We start from the raw sequence: 18658 nt of genomic DNA, 5'->3' as shown, positions 1-18658 counted from the left end.
GATGCGGCGCGTTCTGTTTGTCTCCCTCGGGCTCGTCCTCACGCTCGTCGCGGGGCTGGCCCTCTATTTCGCAGGCATCATGAATGGCTGGCACGGGCGGACACGCGGCCCGGGAGAGATCACGGGTGATGCGGTTCCGCAGCCGGTCATACAGGCCCGGCGGGCGCAGCAATCCGACGCGGTCAGCGCCATCGGCGCGTCCGGCCGGACCGAGATCGTGTTCGGTGATCTTCACGTCCATTCGACCTTTTCCACCGATGCGTTCGTCTGGGCCCTGCCCATCATGCGCGGGGAGGGCGCCAACCCGGTCGCGGACGCGTGCGATTTCGCCCGGTATTGTTCCGCGCTCGATTTCTGGGCGATGACGGATCACGCGGAGGCGCTCACCCCGGCCCGCTGGCAGCAATCCATCGACACCGTTCGCCGCTGCGAAGCCCGGTCCGCGGGCGAGGTGGACGTCGTGCCGTTCATCGGCTTCGAGTGGACCCAGGTCGCCCCCCTGCCGGAGGATCATTACGGGCACAAGAACGTGGTGTTCCGCTCCCTCGAGGATGAAGACATCTCGGCCAGGCCGATCGCGGCCGCCGGAGCGACGGTGCGGGTCCTGCGCGACAATGCGCAGGCGATGCTGCCGCCGCAGATCGCGCTGCTCGATCTGCCCAACCGCCAGAACTATTACGATTTCACGCGTTTCGTTCAGGAGGTGCGCGAGACACCGCTCTGCGACGAGACCGCCGCGTCCGGCGACCTTCCGCCCGACTGCTACGAGCTGGCTGCGACGCCGGGCGAGCTGGTCGAGCGCCTGGAGAGTCAGGGGCTGGATCCTCTCATCATCCCGCACGGGTCCACCTGGGGGCTCTACACTCCGCCTGGCACGAGCTGGGACAAGCAGCTGATCGCCGAGCAGCGCCCGGGCGCCTTCGAGCTGATCGAGGTGTTCTCCGGTCACGGAAATTCCGAGGAGTACCGGTCCTGGCGGCCGGCGCTGGGTGATCCCGATCAGCCCCTCTGTCCCGAACCGAGCCAGAGCTACCTGCCCACCTGCTGGCGGGCCGGCGAGATCATCGAGGAGCGCTGCCTGGCCAGCGGGGAGAGCGCCGAGGAGTGCGACGCGCGCGCGGCGCAGGCCCGGGAGAATGCGGTTCGCGTAGGACTGGCCGCCCATCTCACGGTCGAGGGCGAGACGATCGCCGACTGGCTGGATTCCGGCCAGTGCCGCGACTGTTTCCTGCCCGCCTTCAACTACAACCCGACGACATCGGTTCAGTACGGTCTCGCGATCGGCAATTTCGACGATCCGGACGAGATCGAGCGTTTCCAGTGGGGGTTCATCGGGTCTTCGGACACGCATACCGCGCGGCCGGGCATCGGGTACAAGCCCGTTGCCCGCCATTACATGACCGACGCCAGCGGCGCGGTGAGCGAGCGCATCGCCCACCACCTGCTTCCGCCCGATCAAGGCGCGCCGGCCTATTCGATCGCGTTGGACCGTGAGGAGTTGATCCGCAATATCGGCTTCCGCAACACCGAGATCGAACGGCAATCCTCGTTCTTCACCGGCGGCGGGCTCGTCGCTGCCCATGTCGAGGAACGCTCGCGCGAGGGCATCTGGGATGCGCTCGAGACCCGGCATGTCTACGCCACGTCCGGCCTGCGCCAGCTGCTCTGGTTCGACCTGGTGGACGAAGCCGGAGCCGTCGTGGCGCCGATGGGCGCAGCGGCGGATGTGAGCGAGGACCCGGTCTTCCGGGTGCGCGCCGTCGGATCGCTGAAGCAGAATCCGGGATGTCCGGACTATGCGGTGCGCGGACTGACCGCCGACCGGCTGCAGCAGCTTTGCCGCGGGGAATGCTACAATCCCGGCAATGAGCGCTACCGCATCACGAGGATCGAGGTTGTGCGCATCCGGCCTCAGATCGCGCCGGGCGAGCCCGTGGATCTCCTGATCGAGGATGAATGGCAGGTCCTTCCCTGCGACGACCAGGGCACGGGATGTACGGTGGAGTTCAGCGATCCCGAGTTCGTCGCGAGCGGCCGCGATGCGGTTTACTATGTCCGGGCCATCCAGGAGCCGAGCGGCCAGGTGAACGGCGACCCTCTGCGCTGCGAATACGATGAACAGGGACGGTGCATCGCGGCGGACCCCTGCCTTGGCGATTACCGGGTCGACATGGAAGAGGAGTGCGTCGCCTCCGTCGAACACCGCGCCTGGTCCTCGCCGATCTATCTGGGACATACGGAATCCGGGGGCCCGGTACGGGATCTGGAATGATCCGGGTCGATGCGAGGACGGGATTTGCTCTCGGAGCGCTTCTGGGCGGCGGCCTCGCCCTTGGTGCATTGCTCCTGCCCGACAGCGCGTTGTCCAGGCTTCCGCCGTCGGGAACGGTCTGGGTCAACGGCGTGCCGATAACGCCGGATGATGTGGAGCTGGCGCTCGATGCGATAGAGCGCGACAGCCGCAATCCGCTGCAGGCCGACGCCCGCGAATTCGTCCTGGACCGGCTCATCGACGAGGAACTGCTCTTTCAGCGCGCCATCGTGCTGGATCTGCCCCGCAACGAGTCGACGATCCGGCGCTCGATTGTCCTGGCCATGATCGATGCCATCATCGCCCAGGCGCCGGCGGAGCCGGGCGACGCCGATCTGCGGGCGCTGTTCGAGGCGGAGCGAAGCCTCTTCACCGGTGAAGCCGCCTTGCGCGTCGAGTGGAGGGTGGCGCGATCGCCCGACGGACCGCGCCTGCAGCCTGCCGCCCATCCGCCCGACCGGTTGATGACCGTCACCGAGCTTCGCCGGGTGCTGGGTCCGATGCTGACCGATCGCTTGCTGGCTCTGGACCCCGGTGGCTCGGTCGGTCCGATCGAAGCTGGCGGCCAGTTTCACTGGCTCACCCTTCTGGACCGTCAGTCCCCGGCGCCGGCCGATTTCGAGCGGAACCGCGACGCAGTCGCGGCGATGTGGCGTGACCGGGTCCAGGCCGAGACGCTGGAACGCCATCTAGAGCGGCTTCGCAGCGAGGCGGAGATCCGCTACGGCGACGAAGACGCATCATGAGCCGGCTCGTCGCGGCGGTCTTCCTGCTCTTCCTCGTCGTGCCTGCGGCCCATGCACACGAGCGCAGCGCGTCCAGTTCGAGCTGGACCGTCGACGGGGCGCGCATCGTCGGCAGCGTCGATCTGCAGGCGCGCCAGGCGACGCTCTTCCTGTCGATCTATCCGGAAGGCACGACGCTGGAAGGGGGATTCCGGCGGCGGCTGATCGAAGGACTCACGCTGCGTCGGGGCGGCACTGACTGCGAGCTGGCTGCGATCCCGCAGATCCGCCTCCTGTCCGATGGCCGACTGCGGGGGGAGCTGGAATGGGCCTGTCCGCACGAGAGCGGGCCCGTCGATCTCTCCGTCGATGTGTTCTCGCCGCTCTCGGCCAACCACATCCATTTCACGCGCCTGCGCTTCGGTGAAGGCGAGTGGCGGGACGACGTGCTCACGCACAGGCGAGCCAGCGTGCGCTTCTCAGAAGATGCCGGAAACCACGGCGGCTGGCAGCAGATCGGCGCCTTCGTTCGCATCGGCATCCTGCATATCCTCTCCGGACCGGATCACCTGGCCTTCCTGTGCGCCCTGCTGCTGGTCGTCTCCGGGTGGCGGCGTTTGCTGGCGGTGACGCTGGGCTTCACGGCCGGCCATTCGCTGACCCTGCTCCTCGCATCCCTGGGCTGGATCGCGCCGGCCGGTGCGGCTGTCGAGGCCCTGATCGGATTCTCGATCGTGTTCCTGGCAGCCGAGGCGATGCTTCGCGGGCGGCGTCCGTCTCGCCTGGAAGTCGCGGTAGCGACCGCCTTGGTGGCGGCGGTCGCGGGCCTCAATCTCGTTCTCGGCGGCGCGATCACGGCACTGGTCTGGGGCGGCTTGCTGATACTGGTCTTTTCCTACGGGCGGTGGCTGGGCGAGGGCGGCGATCCGCGTCGTTCGGCGCCCGCCCTGAGCGCCGGTTTCGGTCTGGTCCACGGCGTCGGCTTCGCCGGACTGATGCTCGAACTCGAGCTTGCCGCCGAGGACCGGCTGCCCGCGCTCTTCGGGTTCAATGTCGGCGTTGAAATCGGCCAGATCGCCTTCGTGTCGATCGTGCTGCTCGGGGCCGGAGCTGCGATCCGGCATCTCGATGCCCGACTGACAGCATACGGCCATACGGCCGTGATCTTCGCCCTCGCCGGGCTGGGCTCGTTCTGGTTCGTCCAGCGCGCCTGGTCGTGAGTGCAGGCCGCGGCGATCGGGCCGTCAGGGCACGGGTCGCGCCGCACGGGGCCGGGCAGGGCTCTGCGCGGATGTCTCCAGGGCGGGCGCGGGACAGTATCGTTCCACGAATTGCTGGTGTCCCGGCATGTTCTGGACGAGATAACGGATGGATCGCTCGATCTCGTTGACCTCGTGGATGAGGTTCGGGCCGGCATAGGTCTCCGCCAGCGGGCTGCATTTCTCGGGAACGAGCCCCTGGCCCAGCATGACGGCAACCCAGCTCGTCTCGGTGAAGAGTTCGTCCTCCTCGCGGAAGACATGGCCGTTGTGCCTGAAGAGCGCGAGCTTCTCCTCGAGCGTGTCGGGAATGCTCATCGTGCGGCAATAGTCCCAGAACGGGCTGTCGCAGCGGTCGGTGACCTTGTAGTGCAGGATGAGGAAATCGCGGATTCGCACGTATTCCTTCTCCGTCAGGCGATTGAACGTGTCTTCCTGCACGGGCGTGATCGCGTCGAGCGAAAGCAGCGACAGCAGCTTCGACACGGCGGTCGAGATGAGATGGATCGAGGTCGATTCCAGCGGCTCCATGAAGCCGGCGGCCAGTCCCACGGCGACGACGTTCCTGTTCCAGAACTTCTTGCGACGACCGGTAACGAAGCGCAGATGGTTGGGATCGGCCGCCGGCTCGCTGTCGATATTCCTCAGCAGGATGTCCAGGGCTTCGTCCGAAGACATGAACGCCGAGGAATAGACATGGCCGTTCCCGTTGCGGTGCTGCAGGGGCACCGTCCACTGCCATCCGGCCGACCACGCCGTGGATCGGGTATAGGGCATGGGCGGTCCCTTGCGGGCGCAGGGCAGGGCGACGGCCCGGTCGCAGGGCAGCCAGTGCGTCCAGTCTTCGTATCCGGTCTCGAGCGCCTGCTCGATCAGCAGTCCGCGGAAGCCCGAGCAGTCGACGAACAGGTCCCCTCTGACCTGCCGCCCGTCGTCCAGCGTCACTGCGGTCACGAAGCCGCTCTCCCCGTCGAGCGAGACGTCCGTCACCCGTCCTTCGGCCCGGCTCACCCCGCGTGCCTCGGCATGCTTGCGCAGAAAGCGCGCATAGCGACCCGCGTCGAGATGGTAGGCGTAGTTGATCGGAGGAAGGTCCTCGGGGTGATCGGGGCCGGTACGCGCAAACTTGTGCGCCTGCGCCGCCATGGTCTCCGCATTGAAGACGTGGAGCGGACGCCGGTCGCCGCCGCGCCGCATCATGTGCCAGATATGATGGAAGGACAGCCCGTCGAACTCGTAGCCATAGCCGCCGAATGGATGGAAGTAGCTCGCGCCCTGGGCGCCCCAGTTCTCGAAATGTATGCCCAGCTTGAACGTGCCTTGCACCTCCGCGAGGAGGACGGCCTCGTCGATTCCCAGCAGCTTGTTGAACGCCACGAAGTGAGGAATCGTCGCTTCGCCCACCCCGACGGTGCCGATGGCTTCTGATTCGATCAGCGTCACGTTCGCGCGTCCGCTCGCACTCAGGCGCGACAGGGCGGCTGCCGTCATCCAGCCGGCCGTTCCTCCCCCGACGATCACGATGTCGTCTATCGCCATGGCCCTGCTCTCCTCTTCACCTGTTGCCGCGACCGGCACTGCGGTTCCGGGCAGACCCAGCCCTTCGTGTCGCGCGACAGCCTAGGTCCATGTCCCGCTACAAGACAAGACTGCAGTGTCAAAATCCGGAAATCTAACGGGAGCCCCCGGTCGATCGCGTGCGCCATCCCCCGTTCGCGACGTTTTTTTCTTGGCCGTGTGCGGATGTGCAGACCGCGACCGCGGGATGCTCCGGATGGCCAGTTGTTGGTTAAGCCACAGAAATATATCCTGAAAATACATTGGCGCCGGCCCCTGTCGATGATTTGTCTCAAAAATGTCCTATCAAGCTGTGCATTTAAGACAATTGTTGACAAAACCAGACACGCGGTGTGGAGTAGCTTCGGGATGACGGGCCAACGAGACACAAGGACGCCCGCTCGCGACCGGTGGAAGCAATGCTTCGATCGCAGCTTTATCGATTTTGGGGAGGGTTCACATGTACGATCAATTAGGATGCCAGGAGCTCTTTAGAGCCAAACGGCTGAGAGCGCTCTGCACGGCCTCGGGCCTCGCTCTGTCCATGGCGCTCGGCACGGCAGCGCTGGCACAGGAGGCCGAGGAGGAACAGGAAGCGGAAGAGACTCGCTCCGGGGACGTCGTCGTCGTCACCGGCATCCGCATGTCTCTCGAGAGCGCGCAGGACATCAAGCGCGAGGCCGACACCTTCGTCGATGCCATTACCGCGGAAGATATCGGAGCGCTTGCCGACCGGTCCGTGGCGGAGGCGCTGCAGCGTGTGCCCGGCGTGAATGTCGGCCGCTTCCAGAAGACCTCGGACCCCGACCGCTTCTCCGTGGAGGGCGCGGGCGTCATCGTGCGCGGACTGCCGTTCGTGCGTTCGGAGCTGAACGGTCGCGACGTCTTCTCCGCAGCGGGCGGCCGGGAGCTCAGCTTCAATGACGTCTCGCCGGAGCTTCTCGGCCGGATCGAGGTCTTCAAGAACGCGACGGCGGACATGATCGACGGCGGCATCGCCGGCACGGTCAACCTCGTGACCCGCAACCCGCTCGACAATCCCGGCCCGCAGCTGGCCGGGACGGTGGAGGCCAACTATGGCGACCTCGCCGAGGAATGGTCGCCGGCCTTCTCCGTGCTGGGTTCGAACACCTGGGAAACCGGCGCCGGCACGTTCGGCTTCCAGCTCGGCTACGCGCAATCGGAACTGATCACGCGAACGGACGCCTCCCAGGTCACCGACCCGTGCTACCGGACCGCGGCCCTGGATGACCGGTGCATCCGGGTCAATCCGGTGTCTTCGGGCGGTGTGGGCGATCCGGTCTTCACGCCCGGCGCCTTTCCCCCGGCGGGCACCGTGCTCACGCCGAAGGGTGCGGGGGTGCGCACGACGGGTTTCGATCGCGACCGCGAGGCGATCTCTGCCGTCGGCCAGTGGGAGAGCAATGACGGCCGCATCTTGGTCACGCTGGAGTATCTGCGTGCCGAGGCCGACCTGCAGCTCGACGAGTACGCGATCCTGGCGCTCGTGAACGACGACGCGCTCTTCCCGACGCCCGCGCCGGGGACCAGCCTGACCTTCGACGAGAACGGACTCTTCCAGTTCGGTGTCCTGTCCCAGAATGCGGGTAGCGGGATTCCGACCGAACTCCTGCGCTTCAACCAGAAGAGACATTCGGTCACCGAGGATATCGCGCTGGATATCGACTGGGCGCCGACCGACCGTCTCCGGTTCAATTTCGAACTGCAGCGGATCGAGGCCACGCGCGACAGCGATTCGATCATCTCCGCGATGCAGACCGCGTCGGACATCTATCTCGACGTCCGCCCGGAGACGCCGGTCGTGGAATTCCGGCCTCCTTCGGCCGGGGCCGGCGGTTCCGACTACTTCACCGACCCGGATGGAACCTTCTACTGGTTCCTGCTGGACAACCAGATCCGCAATACCGGCGAGCTCGACAGCTTCCGTGCCGATGCCGAGTACGATTTCGAGGAGGGCGGCTTTCTGCGCTCCGCGCGGTTCGGGGCTCGCTGGGGCGAGCGCCGGCGGGTGACGCGGGATGCCAACTTCGCGAACTGGGGCAACCTGTCCGCGCCCTGGCTCGGAAGCGCCCAGTACGCGCGCGACTTCCCCGGGTCCTCGGGCGTCCGCAACCCCTTCGCCGACTTCCAGCGCGGCGAGGTGCCCATCCCGGTTCCGGGGGGTGCCGCGATCTTCTTCGGCTCCGACGACCCGGTCGCCGATTACCTGTCCGGCGCCACCTACGACCAGAGCACCGCGATCACCGTGGCCTGGGAGAACTCCTTCCCCTTCTTCTGGGATCGGCCGAACTGGGGTCCGTTCCCGACCACCTGGAGGCCGATCAGCGCCCGTGGCGGCGTGGTCGACGGCACGCAGTTCCTGCCCGGGGAGATTTCCGACGTCGGCGAGGAAACGATGGCCTTCTATGGCCGCGCCGATTTCGGCCATGATGATCTGTTCGGCAATGGCTGGGTGCTGGAGGGCAATATCGGTCTTCGCTACGTCGAGACGACGATCCAGTCCGATGGCCAGATCAGTTTCCCGAGCGGGCCGGCTCCCGACATCCTCACATTCTGCGATCCCCTGCTCAATCCGGGCGCAAGCCTGCCGGGCTATTGCAGCCTGTCGCCGGCGCGTCAGGCGGAGTTCCTGGCCGCGTTCACCGGCGAGACGATCGAGGATGACGGCGATATCGAGTTCGAGAACTGGCTGCCCAGTCTGAATGCAACGCTGGAGGTGCGCGAGGGAATGCTGTTCCGTCTCGGGGTCTCCAAGGCCATTTCGAGACCCGATCTCGGGGCATTCCGGACAGGCGGCGCACTGTTCGACAACACGGGTGATCTGCGAGCCGCCGGCACGCTGGAAACCGGACCTCTGTTCCAGGTCTTCACCGGAAACCGTCTGCTCGAACCGATCGAGTCGACCAACTACGATCTCGCGTTCGAGTGGTACTTCGACGATGTGGGCTCGCTGACCTTCTCGCTGTTCCAGAAGGATCTCAGCGGCCTGATCTCTCTCGGAACCACGGAACGTGAATTCACGAGCTCGAGCGGCGTGACCATCGTCGGCGAGGTGAACGGTCCGGCGAACGTGGATGACGGGACACTTCGCGGTTTCGAACTGGCCTATCAGGATGTCTACGAGTTCCTGCCCGGGCCGCTGAGCAATCTCGGCACCCAGCTCACCTACACCTATGTGGACGCCGGAGAGCTTTCGAACCCGACGAATTTCGTGGCGCGAAGCGCGTTTGCCTCGGGGCTTCCGCTGGCGGGGGTTTCGGAGAACACGATCAACGCCGTGGTGTTCTACGAGGATGATCGATATGCGGCGCGCCTCGCGTACAACTGGCGCTCGGAATACCTGCTCACTCCTCGCGACGACATCTTCCCGTTCAATCCGATCTTCGGTGAGGATACCGGTCAGCTCGACGGTTCGTTCTTCTATACCGTCAACGATCACTTCAAGGTCGGCGTCCAGGGTGTGAACCTGCTGGATGAGGTGACTCAGACCTCCCAGGTGGTAGACTTCGACCAGACGCGCGTGACCCGTTCGGCCTTCCGCAACGACAGGCGGGTCACACTGGTGGGCCGGTTCAACTTCTAGCCGGAAGACCCGGGCGACACCCGATGGTCGCCGGCGGCGGACGCCACGCCTCAGGGCTTGCCGTCCGCCGCCGGTGGCTTCACAGCAATTCCAGTTCGGCACGGGGGCCTTGCCGGCCCCCGGTTGCTGCGGACAATCGGCGGGTACAGAATCGGTGTTCTCATGGGCCGGATAGTCGATATCGCTGAGAAAGCCGGAGTCTCCGCGAAGACCGTTTCGCGGTTTCTGAACGGGCATCCCAATGTCAGCGCCAAGACGAGGCGCCGGATCGAGGAAGCGATCCGTGAACTGAACTACGAGCCGCGCAGGGATGGGTCGGGAATCGGCGCGGGAGGCAGCCGGGCCGTGGGGGTCTTCTTCGGCGATCCCGATGCCGGCTACCAGGTCAGCCTCTACCGGTCTCTCCTGAGAGCGTGCCAGCAAGCGGATCTCAGCCTCGTCGTGGAGCAGTTCGACGAGTCGCGCTCTGACTGGGGCGCGCAGGTGAGCGCATTCCTCGACCGCTCCCGTGTCGACAAGATCGTGCTCGTGCCTCCCCTTTGCGATTCATTCGAGATCCAGTCCATTCTCAATGCACGCAAGGTGCGGTACGTGCTCATCTGCCCCTCCCGCCCGGTTTCCGGCGCCCCGTCGATCGCCGTGGACGACCGCCTCGCTGCGCTGGAAATGACCCAGCACCTGATCGGGCTGGGACACCAGCGCATCGGATTCCTCGCAGGACGGCAGGGGCATGTCGCGACACTCCTTCGGCGTCAGGGATTCGAGGAGGCCTATACCGTCTCCGGGCTGGCGGGTCCCGATCCGGACCTGATCCGTCCTGCGGATTTCTCCTTCCAGGTCGCACTCGTGGAGGCGCGTGCGCTTCTCGAGCGGCCGGACCGTCCCACGGCAATATTCGCATGCAACGACGAGATGGCCGCGGCCGTGTTGTTCGTCGCGAACCATCTCGGGCTTTCGGTGCCGCGCGACCTCTCGGTGGCGGGCTTCGACAACACGCAGATTTCCCGCACGGTTTGGCCCGAACTCACGACGATATCCCAGTCCTACGACCTGATGGCCGAGCTGGCCGTCGAGCAGGTGTGTGCGTCGCCGCCTCCCGGCGCGGGCGCGAACCTGATCAACAGCATGCGGGTGGCGCCCCATCATCTTCTGGTGCGCGCATCGACCGGTCCTGCAAGTCAGAAGCAGGAAAAAATGTCCCGTATTGTCGGGTGAATTGTCACCGTCTCGTAATATGGGACAATTCTGGTTGACGCACTGAGACAATTCCGCTCAGCTTCTTGCAGGAACGCGCGGCGCCAGACGGCGCGGTCATTGGGGGGGGCGAGCAAGGCGATGAGCCGGAAGGGATTGATCACGGTGATCGCGGCCGCGGCCTTGCCGATTGCCTGCTCCCCGCAGGGACACACCCGAGTGCCCGGCGCCGCGGATCCGGCGGCGGGGCCTGCGCCGGAGCCCTGGCGGCTGGTCTGGTCGGACGAGTTCGACGCCGGCGCCATCGACCCCGAGAAGTGGGATTTCGACGTCAACTGCTGGGGCGGCGGCAACAATGAACGTCAATGTTATACCGACCGCCCGGAGAATGTGCGTGTCGAGGACGGGGCGCTGCTGATCATCGCCCGGCGCGAGCGCGTCTCCGGACCGGCCTTGCCCGTGCCGATGCGCGAACCGGGCGTTCCGGTCGAGATGCGGTCGATGGAGTATTCGTCGGCTCGGATCGTCACGCGGGGCAGGGCGTCCTGGCGTTACGGGCGCATCGAGGTCCGCGCACGGCTGCCGCGCGGCCAGGGTGTCTGGCCGGCCATCTGGATGCTGCCCGAGGACCGACGGTATGGGGGCTGGGCGGCCTCGGGCGAGATCGACATCATGGAGGCGGTCAATCTGGGCACGCCGTGCCCGGAGTGCGAGAGCGGCGTCGAGGACCAGGTCCTGGGCACGCTGCACTACGGCGCGGAATGGCCCGACAACGCCTATTCGGGACGCCATACGACACTGCCCGATCAGGCGCGCGGCACTCACACATTCGCCCTCGACTGGTCGAGCGAGGCGATCGTGTGGAGGGTCGACGGCGAGATCTTCGCCTGCCAGACGCCGGGAGACTGGTTCACGACCGCGCCCGCAGCGCAGGGACGCCCGGCCGCCCCGTTCGATCAGCCCTTCCATCTCGTGATGAACGTCGCGATCGGGGGCGGGCTTCCCGAACGCGAGAATCTCGGTGGCGTCTCCGAGGAGGGCTTTCCCAAGACCATGCAGGTGGATTTCGTGCGGGTTTACGAGTGGGCCGGCGAGGCAGAGATGCCGGTACCGGCCGAGGGTTGCGGGCCGGAATACCGCGGCGATTCCTCGACGACCGGTGGATGACAACGACAGGATATTCGATGAAGCGCTATCTCGCATCCGTTCTTGCCGGCCTGGCGATCGCCCTTTCGAACTGTGCGCCGAATCCCGAAGGCGGCAGCGCCTCCATCGAGCCCTCGGTGTGGCCGCAGACGTCGGCGCCATTCCAGGCCGATGCGGCGCTGGAGGAGCGCGTCGCCGACCTGCTCTCGCGCATGACGATCGAGGAAAAGGTGGGCCAGGTCATCCAGGCCGATATCGGCTCGGTCACTCCCGAGGAGGTGCGCGAATTCCATCTGGGCTCGATCCTGAATGGCGGCAACTCCGCGCCCGGAGGCGACAACTACGCTCCGCCGCAGGCCTGGCTCGCGCTTGCCGATGCCTTCCACGAAGCCTCCACCGACACCCGCGGAGGCCGCCTCGCCATTCCCGTGATCTGGGGGACCGACGCGGTGCACGGGCACAACAATGTTCTGGGCGCCACGATCTTCCCGCACAATATCGGGCTGGGCGCGGCAAACGACCCCGATCTCATCCGCCGCATCGGAGAGGTCACGGCGCTCGAGGTCCGGGTCACGGGACAGGACTGGACCTTTGCGCCGACGCTGGCGGTCGTGCGCGACGACCGCTGGGGCCGGACCTACGAGAGCTATTCCGAGAATTCCGAGCTCGTGGCCCGCTACGCCCCCGCCATGATCGAGGGGCTGCAGGGCGTTCACGGCAGCCCCGAATTTCTCGGCGAAGCGCACGTGCTCGCGACCGCCAAGCACTTCATCGGCGACGGCGGGACCGAGCGGGGCGTCGACCAGGGCGACAACCGGGACAGCGAAGCCGAACTCGCCTCGATCCACGGCGCCGGCTATCCGCCGGCCATCGAGGCGGGCGCCCTCTCGATCATGGCCAGCTTCAATTCCTGGCGGGGCGAGAAGGTGCACGGCCATCGCGGCCTGTTGACCGATATCCTCGTCGGACGGCTTGGTTTTGAAGGCTTCGTCGTGGGCGACTGGAACGGGCACGGCCAGGTCCAGGGCTGCACCCCGGTTTCCTGCGCCCAGGCCTTCAATGCGGGCATCGACCTCTTCATGGCGCCCGACAGCTGGCGCGACCTGCACGCCAACATGCTCTCCCAGGTGCGTTCGGGGGAGATCTCCATGGAGCGGCTCGACGAGGCGGTCGCGCGCATCTTGCGGGTCAAGATCCGCGCCGGGCTGCTCGATGCCCCGCGGCCCTCGCAGCGCGCCTATGCCGGCGAGTTCGAGCGGCTTGGCTCGCCCGCGCATCGTGAGGTCGCGCGTGCCGCGGTGCGCCAGTCCCTCGTCCTTCTCAAGAACGAGGGAGGCGTCCTGCCCCTGTCCGGGGCGAGCCGGGTTCTCGTCGCCGGCGAGGCGGCCGACAATATCGGCCAGCAGACCGGCGGCTGGACCCTGAACTGGCAGGGAGAGGGCAACGACAACTCGGTGTTCCCGAACGGGCAGTCGCTGCTGGGCGGCTTCCGGGAAGCGCTCGAGCAGTTCGGAGGCGAGGCGGTCTTCAGCCCGGACGGCTCCTACCAGACCCGTCCCGATGCCGCCATCGTGGTCTTCGGGGAAATGCCCTATGCCGAGTTCCAGGGCGATGTGAGCCATCTCGATTTCGACTCCGGTCCGGCGCTCGACATCATGCGCCGGCTGCGCGCCGACGGCATTCCGGTGGTCGCCGTGTTCCTGTCCGGCCGGCCGATGTGGGTCAATCCGGAACTGAACGCCGCGGACGCGTTCGTGGCGGCCTGGCTTCCCGGGACCGAAGGCGGCGGCGTTGCCGACGTGCTCATCGGCGACGAAGCGGGCCAGCCGCGGCATGATTTCACGGGACGGCTGTCCTTTTCATGGCCGGCGCGGCCGGACCAGACCCCGCTCAATGTCGGAGACCCGGACTACGCGCCGCTGTTCGCCTACGGCTTCGGTGGAGACTACCGCACCCCGCCGCCGCACCTGGGCGTGCTCGACGAGAGCGCCGCGGTGAGCGAGGACGCCGGCGCAGGCGTCGATCTCGTCGGTTCCGGCCGGGCCGCTGCCGGCTTCGCCTTGATCCTGGAAGGACCTGAAGGCGAGCGCGTTGCCGCGACGGGGCCGCGCGCATCGCTGCTGGGCGGGAGGCTTCAGGCGATCGCCGCCGACCGGTTCGCCCAGGAGGACACGCGCCGGTTCGTCTGGAACGGTTCCGGTTCGGTCCGCCTGGAGCCGGAGGACGGTGCCCCCGCGCTCGCGCATCCTGCCGACCGTGCGCTGGAACTCGTTTACGCGGTGGATGCCGCACCGGACGGGCCGGTCAGCCTGAGCCTGCTGTGCGAGGCGGGCTGCACGCCTGGAATCGACATTTCCCAGGGCGTCGACATCGCTGCCGGCAAGGGCTGGCGCACGGCGCGGATGGATCTCTCCTGCTTTGCCGATAGTCCGGAAGGCCTCGACTCCTTCGAGGGCGGCTTCGCGATCGAGTCCGCGGCCGGCTTGACGCTGACGCTCGCCGATGCGCGGATCGTCGTGCCGGACATCGCGGCGGGGTGTGAGTTCTGATCTTGGCGAGCGCGGGGGCGAAATCGGGCAGGGGCGGGGGCGCGTCGGCGGACGCTGCCGCGGCCCTTCGCCTCGGCGCCATCGTCTCGCTGGGCGGCTTCGTCTTCGGGTATGACGCGGTGGTCATTTCCGGAGTGTCGGGCGCGGTGGCGGCGCAGTTCGCGCTCTCCGAATGGCAGGTCGGCTGGGTCGTCAGCGCGCCCACGCTCAGCGCCATGTTCGCGAGCCTCGCCGCCGGATACTTCTCCGACCGGCTGGGCCGGCGCACCATGCTGCGTGTGGTCGCGGTGCTCTACGTGATCTCCTCGATCCTGTCCGCCTTCGCCTCGGGATTTCACGGGCTCGTCTTCGCACGGGCCGTGGGGGGGCTCGCCTTCTCCTCGCTCGTGCTCGCGCCCGTGTATCTCGCCGAGATATCGCCCTCCGCCATTCGCGGGCGTATCGTGGCGATGAACCAGCTCGCCATCGTGCTGGGTCTGTCTTCGGCCTATTTCTGCAATCTGGGCCTCACCGCACTCGGGCAGACCGACCTCGGATGGGTTCATGCGATCCGCCTCGACGAGGAAACCTGGCGCTGGATGCTCGGCGCGGAGCTCCTGCCTGCCGTCAGCTGGCTGATCGCGCTCTTCGCGTTCACCCCCGAGAGCCCGCGCTGGCTGGTCCTGAACGGGCGCGTCGAGGAGGCGCGCGAGGTTCTCCTGCGCCTGCACGTGCGCGAGCGCGCCGAAGCGATCCTGGCCCGGATCGGCGGGCACCCCGGTGCGCCGCCCCGAGGCGCGCAGCTGGACATCCTGTTCAGTCGACCCGTTCGCATCGCCCTCGGACTCGGCCTGATCGTCGGGTGCGCGCAGCAGATCACGGGCGTGAATGCGATCTACTTCTACGCGCCGATCGTGTTCGAGCAGACCGGCGTCGGGACCGATGCGGCCCTGTTCCAGGCGGCTCTGATCGGCGTGACCAATGTCGTCTTCACCGTTGCCGCGATGGTCCTGGTCGACCGGGTCGGGCGCAAGCCGCTGCTTCTGGCCGGCCTCGGAGGGGTGACGGTGTCCACGCTTCTGGTGGCCTACGCATTCTCCGAGGCCCGATATGCGTTGACCCCCGAAGCGGTCGCGGGCGCGAGCGAGGCGATCCGCAGCCTCGACTTCAGCGCGGTGTACAATGCGACCTTCATCTCGGACGTGAGATTCAAGGCCGCGCTTCTCGATGCGATCGGCGCGGATGCCTACCGGGCGCACCAGAGCGAAATCCTGCGCCTGGCGATCACGATGAATGCCGGGCTGATCCTGCTCGGCATCCTTCTCTTCGTCGCCAGCTTCGCGATCTCGCTCGGCCCGGTGACCTGGATTTTCCTGTCGGAGATATTTCCCAACGCCGTGCGCGGGACCGCGATCGCCCTGGTCGCCTTCGTCAACGGGCTCGTGAGCTTCCTCGTGCAGCTTCTGTTTCCCGCCGAACTCGCCCAGTTCGGGGCGGCGGCGACCTTCGCGATCTACGGAATCATCGCGGTCTTCTTCTTCATCGCAGTGGCCGCGTTCCTGCCGGAAACGCGCGGCCGGCCGCTCGAGGCATCGGGCTGAACAAAGAAACGGTCCGCGGCGCGGCCGCGGCAAACCGATCCTGGGGAGGGTCAAGTATCATGGCATTGGAATTTCTCGATCTTGCGATCGTTGCGGCGTATGCGGTGATCCTTGTTGCGCTTGCGCTTTTCGTGAGCCGTGAGAAGGCGGGCCACGTGAAGGACAGCCAGGACTATTTCCTGGCCGGCCGGGCCCTGCCCTGGTGGGCGGTGGGGGCCTCGCTGATCGCGGCGAACATCTCGGCCGAGCAGATCATCGGCCAGTCCGGTCAGGGCTATGTCGTGGGCCTGGCGATCGCGGCCTACGAGTGGCAGGCCGCCATCGTGCTGCTGGTCGTGGCGAAATTCTTCCTGCCGATCTTCCTGAAGCGCGAGATCTACACCATGCCGCAATTCCTCGACCAGCGGTTCGGGTCGGGGGTCAAGTCGGTGATGGCGGTGTTCTGGATCGTGCTCTACACCGCGGTGAACCTGACCGCGGTGCTCTGGCTCGGGGCGCTGGCGATCAACGGGCTGACCGGGCTCGCGGTGTGGCCGGCCATGGCGGCGCTCGCGGCCTTTGCCGTGATCTACTCGCTCTATGGCGGGCTGAAGGCGGTGGCGCTGACCGACATCATCCAGGTCGTGATCCTGATCGTGGGCGGGGCGGTGATCACCTGGGTGGCGCTCTCCCTGGTCGCGGACGGGGGCGGGCCGGTGGCCGGCTTCGCCATCCTCCTGTCCGAGCTGCCCGGCCATTTCGAGATGATCCTGCCGCGCGACCATGCCAGCTACGGCGACCTGCCGGGCATCTGGACGCTGCTGGGCGGGCTGTGGGTGCTGCATTTCTCCTACTGGGGCTTCAACCAGTACATCATCCAGCGCGCGCTCGGCGCGAAGTCGCTCGACGAGGCGCGCAAGGGCCTCGCCTTCGCGGCCTTCCTCAAGCTGCTGATCCCGCTCATCGTGGTCGTGCCCGGCATCGCGGCGCTGTATCTCGCGCAGGAAGGCCGGCTCGACCCGGCCCTGCTCGCGGCGCGGCCGGATTCCACCTACGGCGTGCTGATGACGCTGGTGCCCGGCGGGCTGCGCGGCCTGGTCTTCGCCGCGCTCATCGCGGCCATCGTCTCCTCGCTGGCCTCGATGATGAACTCGATCTCGACCATCTTCACCATGGACATCTACCGGGCCCTGCGCCCGAACGGGCAGCGGGGCCACTACGTGCTCGTGGGGCGGATCACGGCCTTTGCCGCGATCCTCATCGCCCTGCTGCTCGCCCAGCCCTTCCTCGGCGGGTTCGAGAGCGCCTTCCAGACGATCCAGGAATATACCGGCTTCATCGCGCCCGGCGTGGTGGCGGTCTTCCTGCTCGGCTTCTTCTGGAAGCGCATGAACACGCCGGGCGCGTTCGGCGTCCTGGCCGGATCGGTCGGGCTGTCCTTCGTGTTCTGGCTGATGGCCGGAAACGGCAGCCTGGAGCTGCCCTTCGTGATCCGGATCTGGATCGTCTTCCTGGCGTGCCTGGCCCTGGGCGTGATCGTCTCGCTGATCACTCCGGCCCCGCGCGAGGACCGGCCCGTCGACCTCTCCGGCATCCGCTTCGCCACCACCGGCGGCTTCAACGTCGCCGGCATCGCGATCATCGCCATCCTCGCCCTCATCTACGGAGTGTTCTGGTGATGGCCGAACTCGTCCCCGTCCAGCCCTTCGACATCGTCATCTTCGGCGCAACCGGCGATCTGGCGCGACAGCGCGGGGAGTGTGCCCCGGGGTGAGCTGCGGCCCGTCTCAGCCGGGCTCGTCCCCGCGGGTGACGCGGACCCAGTCGATCTGAACCGCGATCTCCCCGTTGCGGATGCGCTCGGCGGTCGCTGCCGGCAGGCCGTAATAGGGCTGTTCGACACCGTTCGTCTTGAACGGATAGACACCGCCGATGGCGAGATTGAGGATGAGGAATTTCGGGGTGTCGAAGCGCCACTCCCCATAGAATTCGACCATCGGGCGCGTCACGCGATAGATCGTGCGGTCGTCGATCGTGAAGGTGATCGTGTCGCGATCCCATTCGACGCCATAGACGTGCCAGTCGGTGGCATCGCTGCCTTCGGCGAAGAAATACTTGTTCACCAGGGGCGTCTCGCCCGAATAGCCCGGACCATGGACGGCGACGCCGGTCCAGTCGGATTCGCCGACATACTCCATGATGTCGATCTCCCCGGTATCCGGCCAGGTGCCGTTGCCGAGCAGCCAGAAGGCCGGCCAGATGCCTTCGGCCGCGGGCATCCGGATTCGTGCCGCCGCGCGGCCGTAGGTGAAATCGAACGTCCCGCGCGTATTGATCCGTCCGGATACGAAATCCACCGAGCGGCCGTCGGGGGTCTGGAAGTCCGGCCGATAGCGAGATCGCAGTTCCAGCACGCCGCCCTCACTGCCCTCGACCTCGCCCGGAGGCAGAATCCTTATGGTGTCGGGGGAGTCGATATAGGCCTGCTGCTCGTTATTCACCCAGAAGGACGGTCCCACGACGTTCCATATCTCCCGGTCGAGTTGGCCGTCGTCGAACTCGTCGGCGAAAACTATCCCGTCATCCGGCGTGCCACGCTCATCCCCGCTCCGGGCCGCCGCATCGCAAGAGACGATGGCGGATAGCAATGCGGCCAGAAACAGAAGGCCTATCCCGTGAAGTCGCGCCATGCTGCCCTCCTGGAAGATTCCGGTTCAGCGGCCAGGAACCGGTCCCGAGCACAAGCCCCGGGCT

General features: G+C 66.7%; 11 protein-coding genes. 9 read left to right on the top strand and 2 right to left on the bottom strand.

The genetic code is table 11. The features are described from left to right. Position 1: 1 nt before the first annotated feature. The 3 genes from JW792_RS05890 to JW792_RS05880 are packed head-to-tail and all read left to right on the top strand — an operon-like array spanning position 2 to position 4256. Positions 2-2272: a DUF3604 domain-containing protein gene (locus JW792_RS05890; protein ID WP_135997576.1), complete on the top strand. Its 2271-nt coding sequence runs from the start codon at positions 2-4 to the stop codon at positions 2270-2272. Further along, complete coding sequence (locus JW792_RS05885) at positions 2269-3057, top strand: hypothetical protein (RefSeq protein ID WP_135997577.1); 789 nt, start codon at positions 2269-2271, stop codon at positions 3055-3057. Before JW792_RS05890 ends, JW792_RS05885 begins: the two co-directional genes overlap by 4 nt. Continuing rightward, on the top strand, positions 3054-4256 hold the full coding sequence (locus tag JW792_RS05880) for a HupE/UreJ family protein (protein ID WP_135997578.1): 1203 nt from the start codon (positions 3054-3056) through the stop codon (positions 4254-4256). The genes JW792_RS05885 and JW792_RS05880 overlap by 4 nt, the downstream gene beginning before the upstream one ends. A 24-nt stretch (positions 4257-4280) precedes the next feature. Here JW792_RS05880 and JW792_RS05875 read toward each other — a convergent pair whose 3' ends face one another. Further along, positions 4281-5834 carry a tryptophan halogenase family protein gene (locus JW792_RS05875; protein ID WP_135997579.1) on the bottom strand — a complete coding sequence of 518 codons (1554 nt, stop codon included), beginning with the start codon at positions 5832-5834 and terminating at the stop codon, positions 4281-4283. 478 nt (positions 5835-6312) lie between these two features. On the opposite strand from JW792_RS05875, the gene JW792_RS05870 reads away from it, so the two are divergent. The 6 genes from JW792_RS05870 to JW792_RS05845 all read left to right on the top strand — a co-directional run bounded on the left by JW792_RS05870 (position 6313) and on the right by JW792_RS05845 (position 17583). Further along, positions 6313-9456, top strand: coding sequence for a TonB-dependent receptor (locus JW792_RS05870; protein WP_206340914.1), 3144 nt, complete (start codon positions 6313-6315; stop codon positions 9454-9456). Positions 9457-9618: 162 nt separating this feature from the next. Beyond that, the gene (locus JW792_RS05865; protein ID WP_135997580.1) at positions 9619-10671 is read left to right on the top strand and encodes a LacI family DNA-binding transcriptional regulator; all 1053 of its coding nucleotides are present in this window, start codon (positions 9619-9621) and stop codon (positions 10669-10671) included. Between the two features lie 198 nt (positions 10672-10869). Continuing rightward, positions 10870-11817, top strand: a complete 948-nt coding sequence (locus JW792_RS05860; protein WP_206340913.1) for a glycoside hydrolase family 16 protein — start codon at positions 10870-10872, stop codon at positions 11815-11817. 17 nt (positions 11818-11834) lie between these two features. Beyond that, positions 11835-14345: a glycoside hydrolase family 3 protein gene (locus tag JW792_RS05855; protein ID WP_135997582.1), complete on the top strand. Its 2511-nt coding sequence runs from the start codon at positions 11835-11837 to the stop codon at positions 14343-14345. Positions 14346-14347: 2 nt separating this feature from the next. Then, a complete protein-coding gene (locus tag JW792_RS05850) occupies positions 14348-15925 on the top strand; it encodes an MFS transporter (protein ID WP_206340912.1) in 1578 nt (525 codons plus the stop codon). A gap of 59 nt (positions 15926-15984) precedes the next feature. After that, entirely contained in the window at positions 15985-17583 is a 1599-nt protein-coding gene (locus JW792_RS05845) for a sodium/sugar symporter (protein ID WP_135997624.1), read from the top strand. 108 nt (positions 17584-17691) lie between these two features. On the opposite strand, the gene JW792_RS05840 is transcribed toward JW792_RS05845, so the two are convergent. Next, positions 17692-18594: a glycoside hydrolase family 16 protein gene (locus JW792_RS05840; protein ID WP_135996524.1), complete on the bottom strand. Its 903-nt coding sequence runs from the start codon at positions 18592-18594 to the stop codon at positions 17692-17694. Positions 18595-18658: the final 64 nt, after the last annotated feature.

This window comes from Marinicauda algicola (assembly GCF_017161425.1).
In the GTDB taxonomy this organism is placed as follows: Bacteria; Pseudomonadota; Alphaproteobacteria; order Caulobacterales; family Maricaulaceae; genus Marinicauda; species Marinicauda algicola.
Note: the sequence above shows the minus strand (reverse complement) of the source record. Positions and strands in the feature narration are given on the sequence as shown.

Bases quoted from the DNA above. Each gene is read 5' to 3' on its own strand.
- JW792_RS05890 (WP_135997576.1), top strand. From the start codon at position 2: ATGCGGCGCGTTCTGTTTGTCTCCCTCGGGCTCGTCCTCACGCTCGTC.
- JW792_RS05885 (WP_135997577.1), top strand. From the start codon at position 2,269: ATGATCCGGGTCGATGCGAGGACGGGATTTGCTCTCGGAGCGCTTCTG.
- JW792_RS05880 (WP_135997578.1), top strand. From the start codon at position 3,054: ATGAGCCGGCTCGTCGCGGCGGTCTTCCTGCTCTTCCTCGTCGTGCCT.
- JW792_RS05875 (WP_135997579.1), bottom strand. From the start codon at position 5,834: ATGGCGATAGACGACATCGTGATCGTCGGGGGAGGAACGGCCGGCTGG.
- JW792_RS05870 (WP_206340914.1), top strand. From the start codon at position 6,313: ATGTACGATCAATTAGGATGCCAGGAGCTCTTTAGAGCCAAACGGCTG.
- JW792_RS05865 (WP_135997580.1), top strand. From the start codon at position 9,619: ATGGGCCGGATAGTCGATATCGCTGAGAAAGCCGGAGTCTCCGCGAAG.
- JW792_RS05855 (WP_135997582.1), top strand. From the start codon at position 11,835: ATGAAGCGCTATCTCGCATCCGTTCTTGCCGGCCTGGCGATCGCCCTT.
- JW792_RS05845 (WP_135997624.1), top strand. From the start codon at position 15,985: ATGGCATTGGAATTTCTCGATCTTGCGATCGTTGCGGCGTATGCGGTG.
- JW792_RS05840 (WP_135996524.1), bottom strand. From the start codon at position 18,594: ATGGCGCGACTTCACGGGATAGGCCTTCTGTTTCTGGCCGCATTGCTA.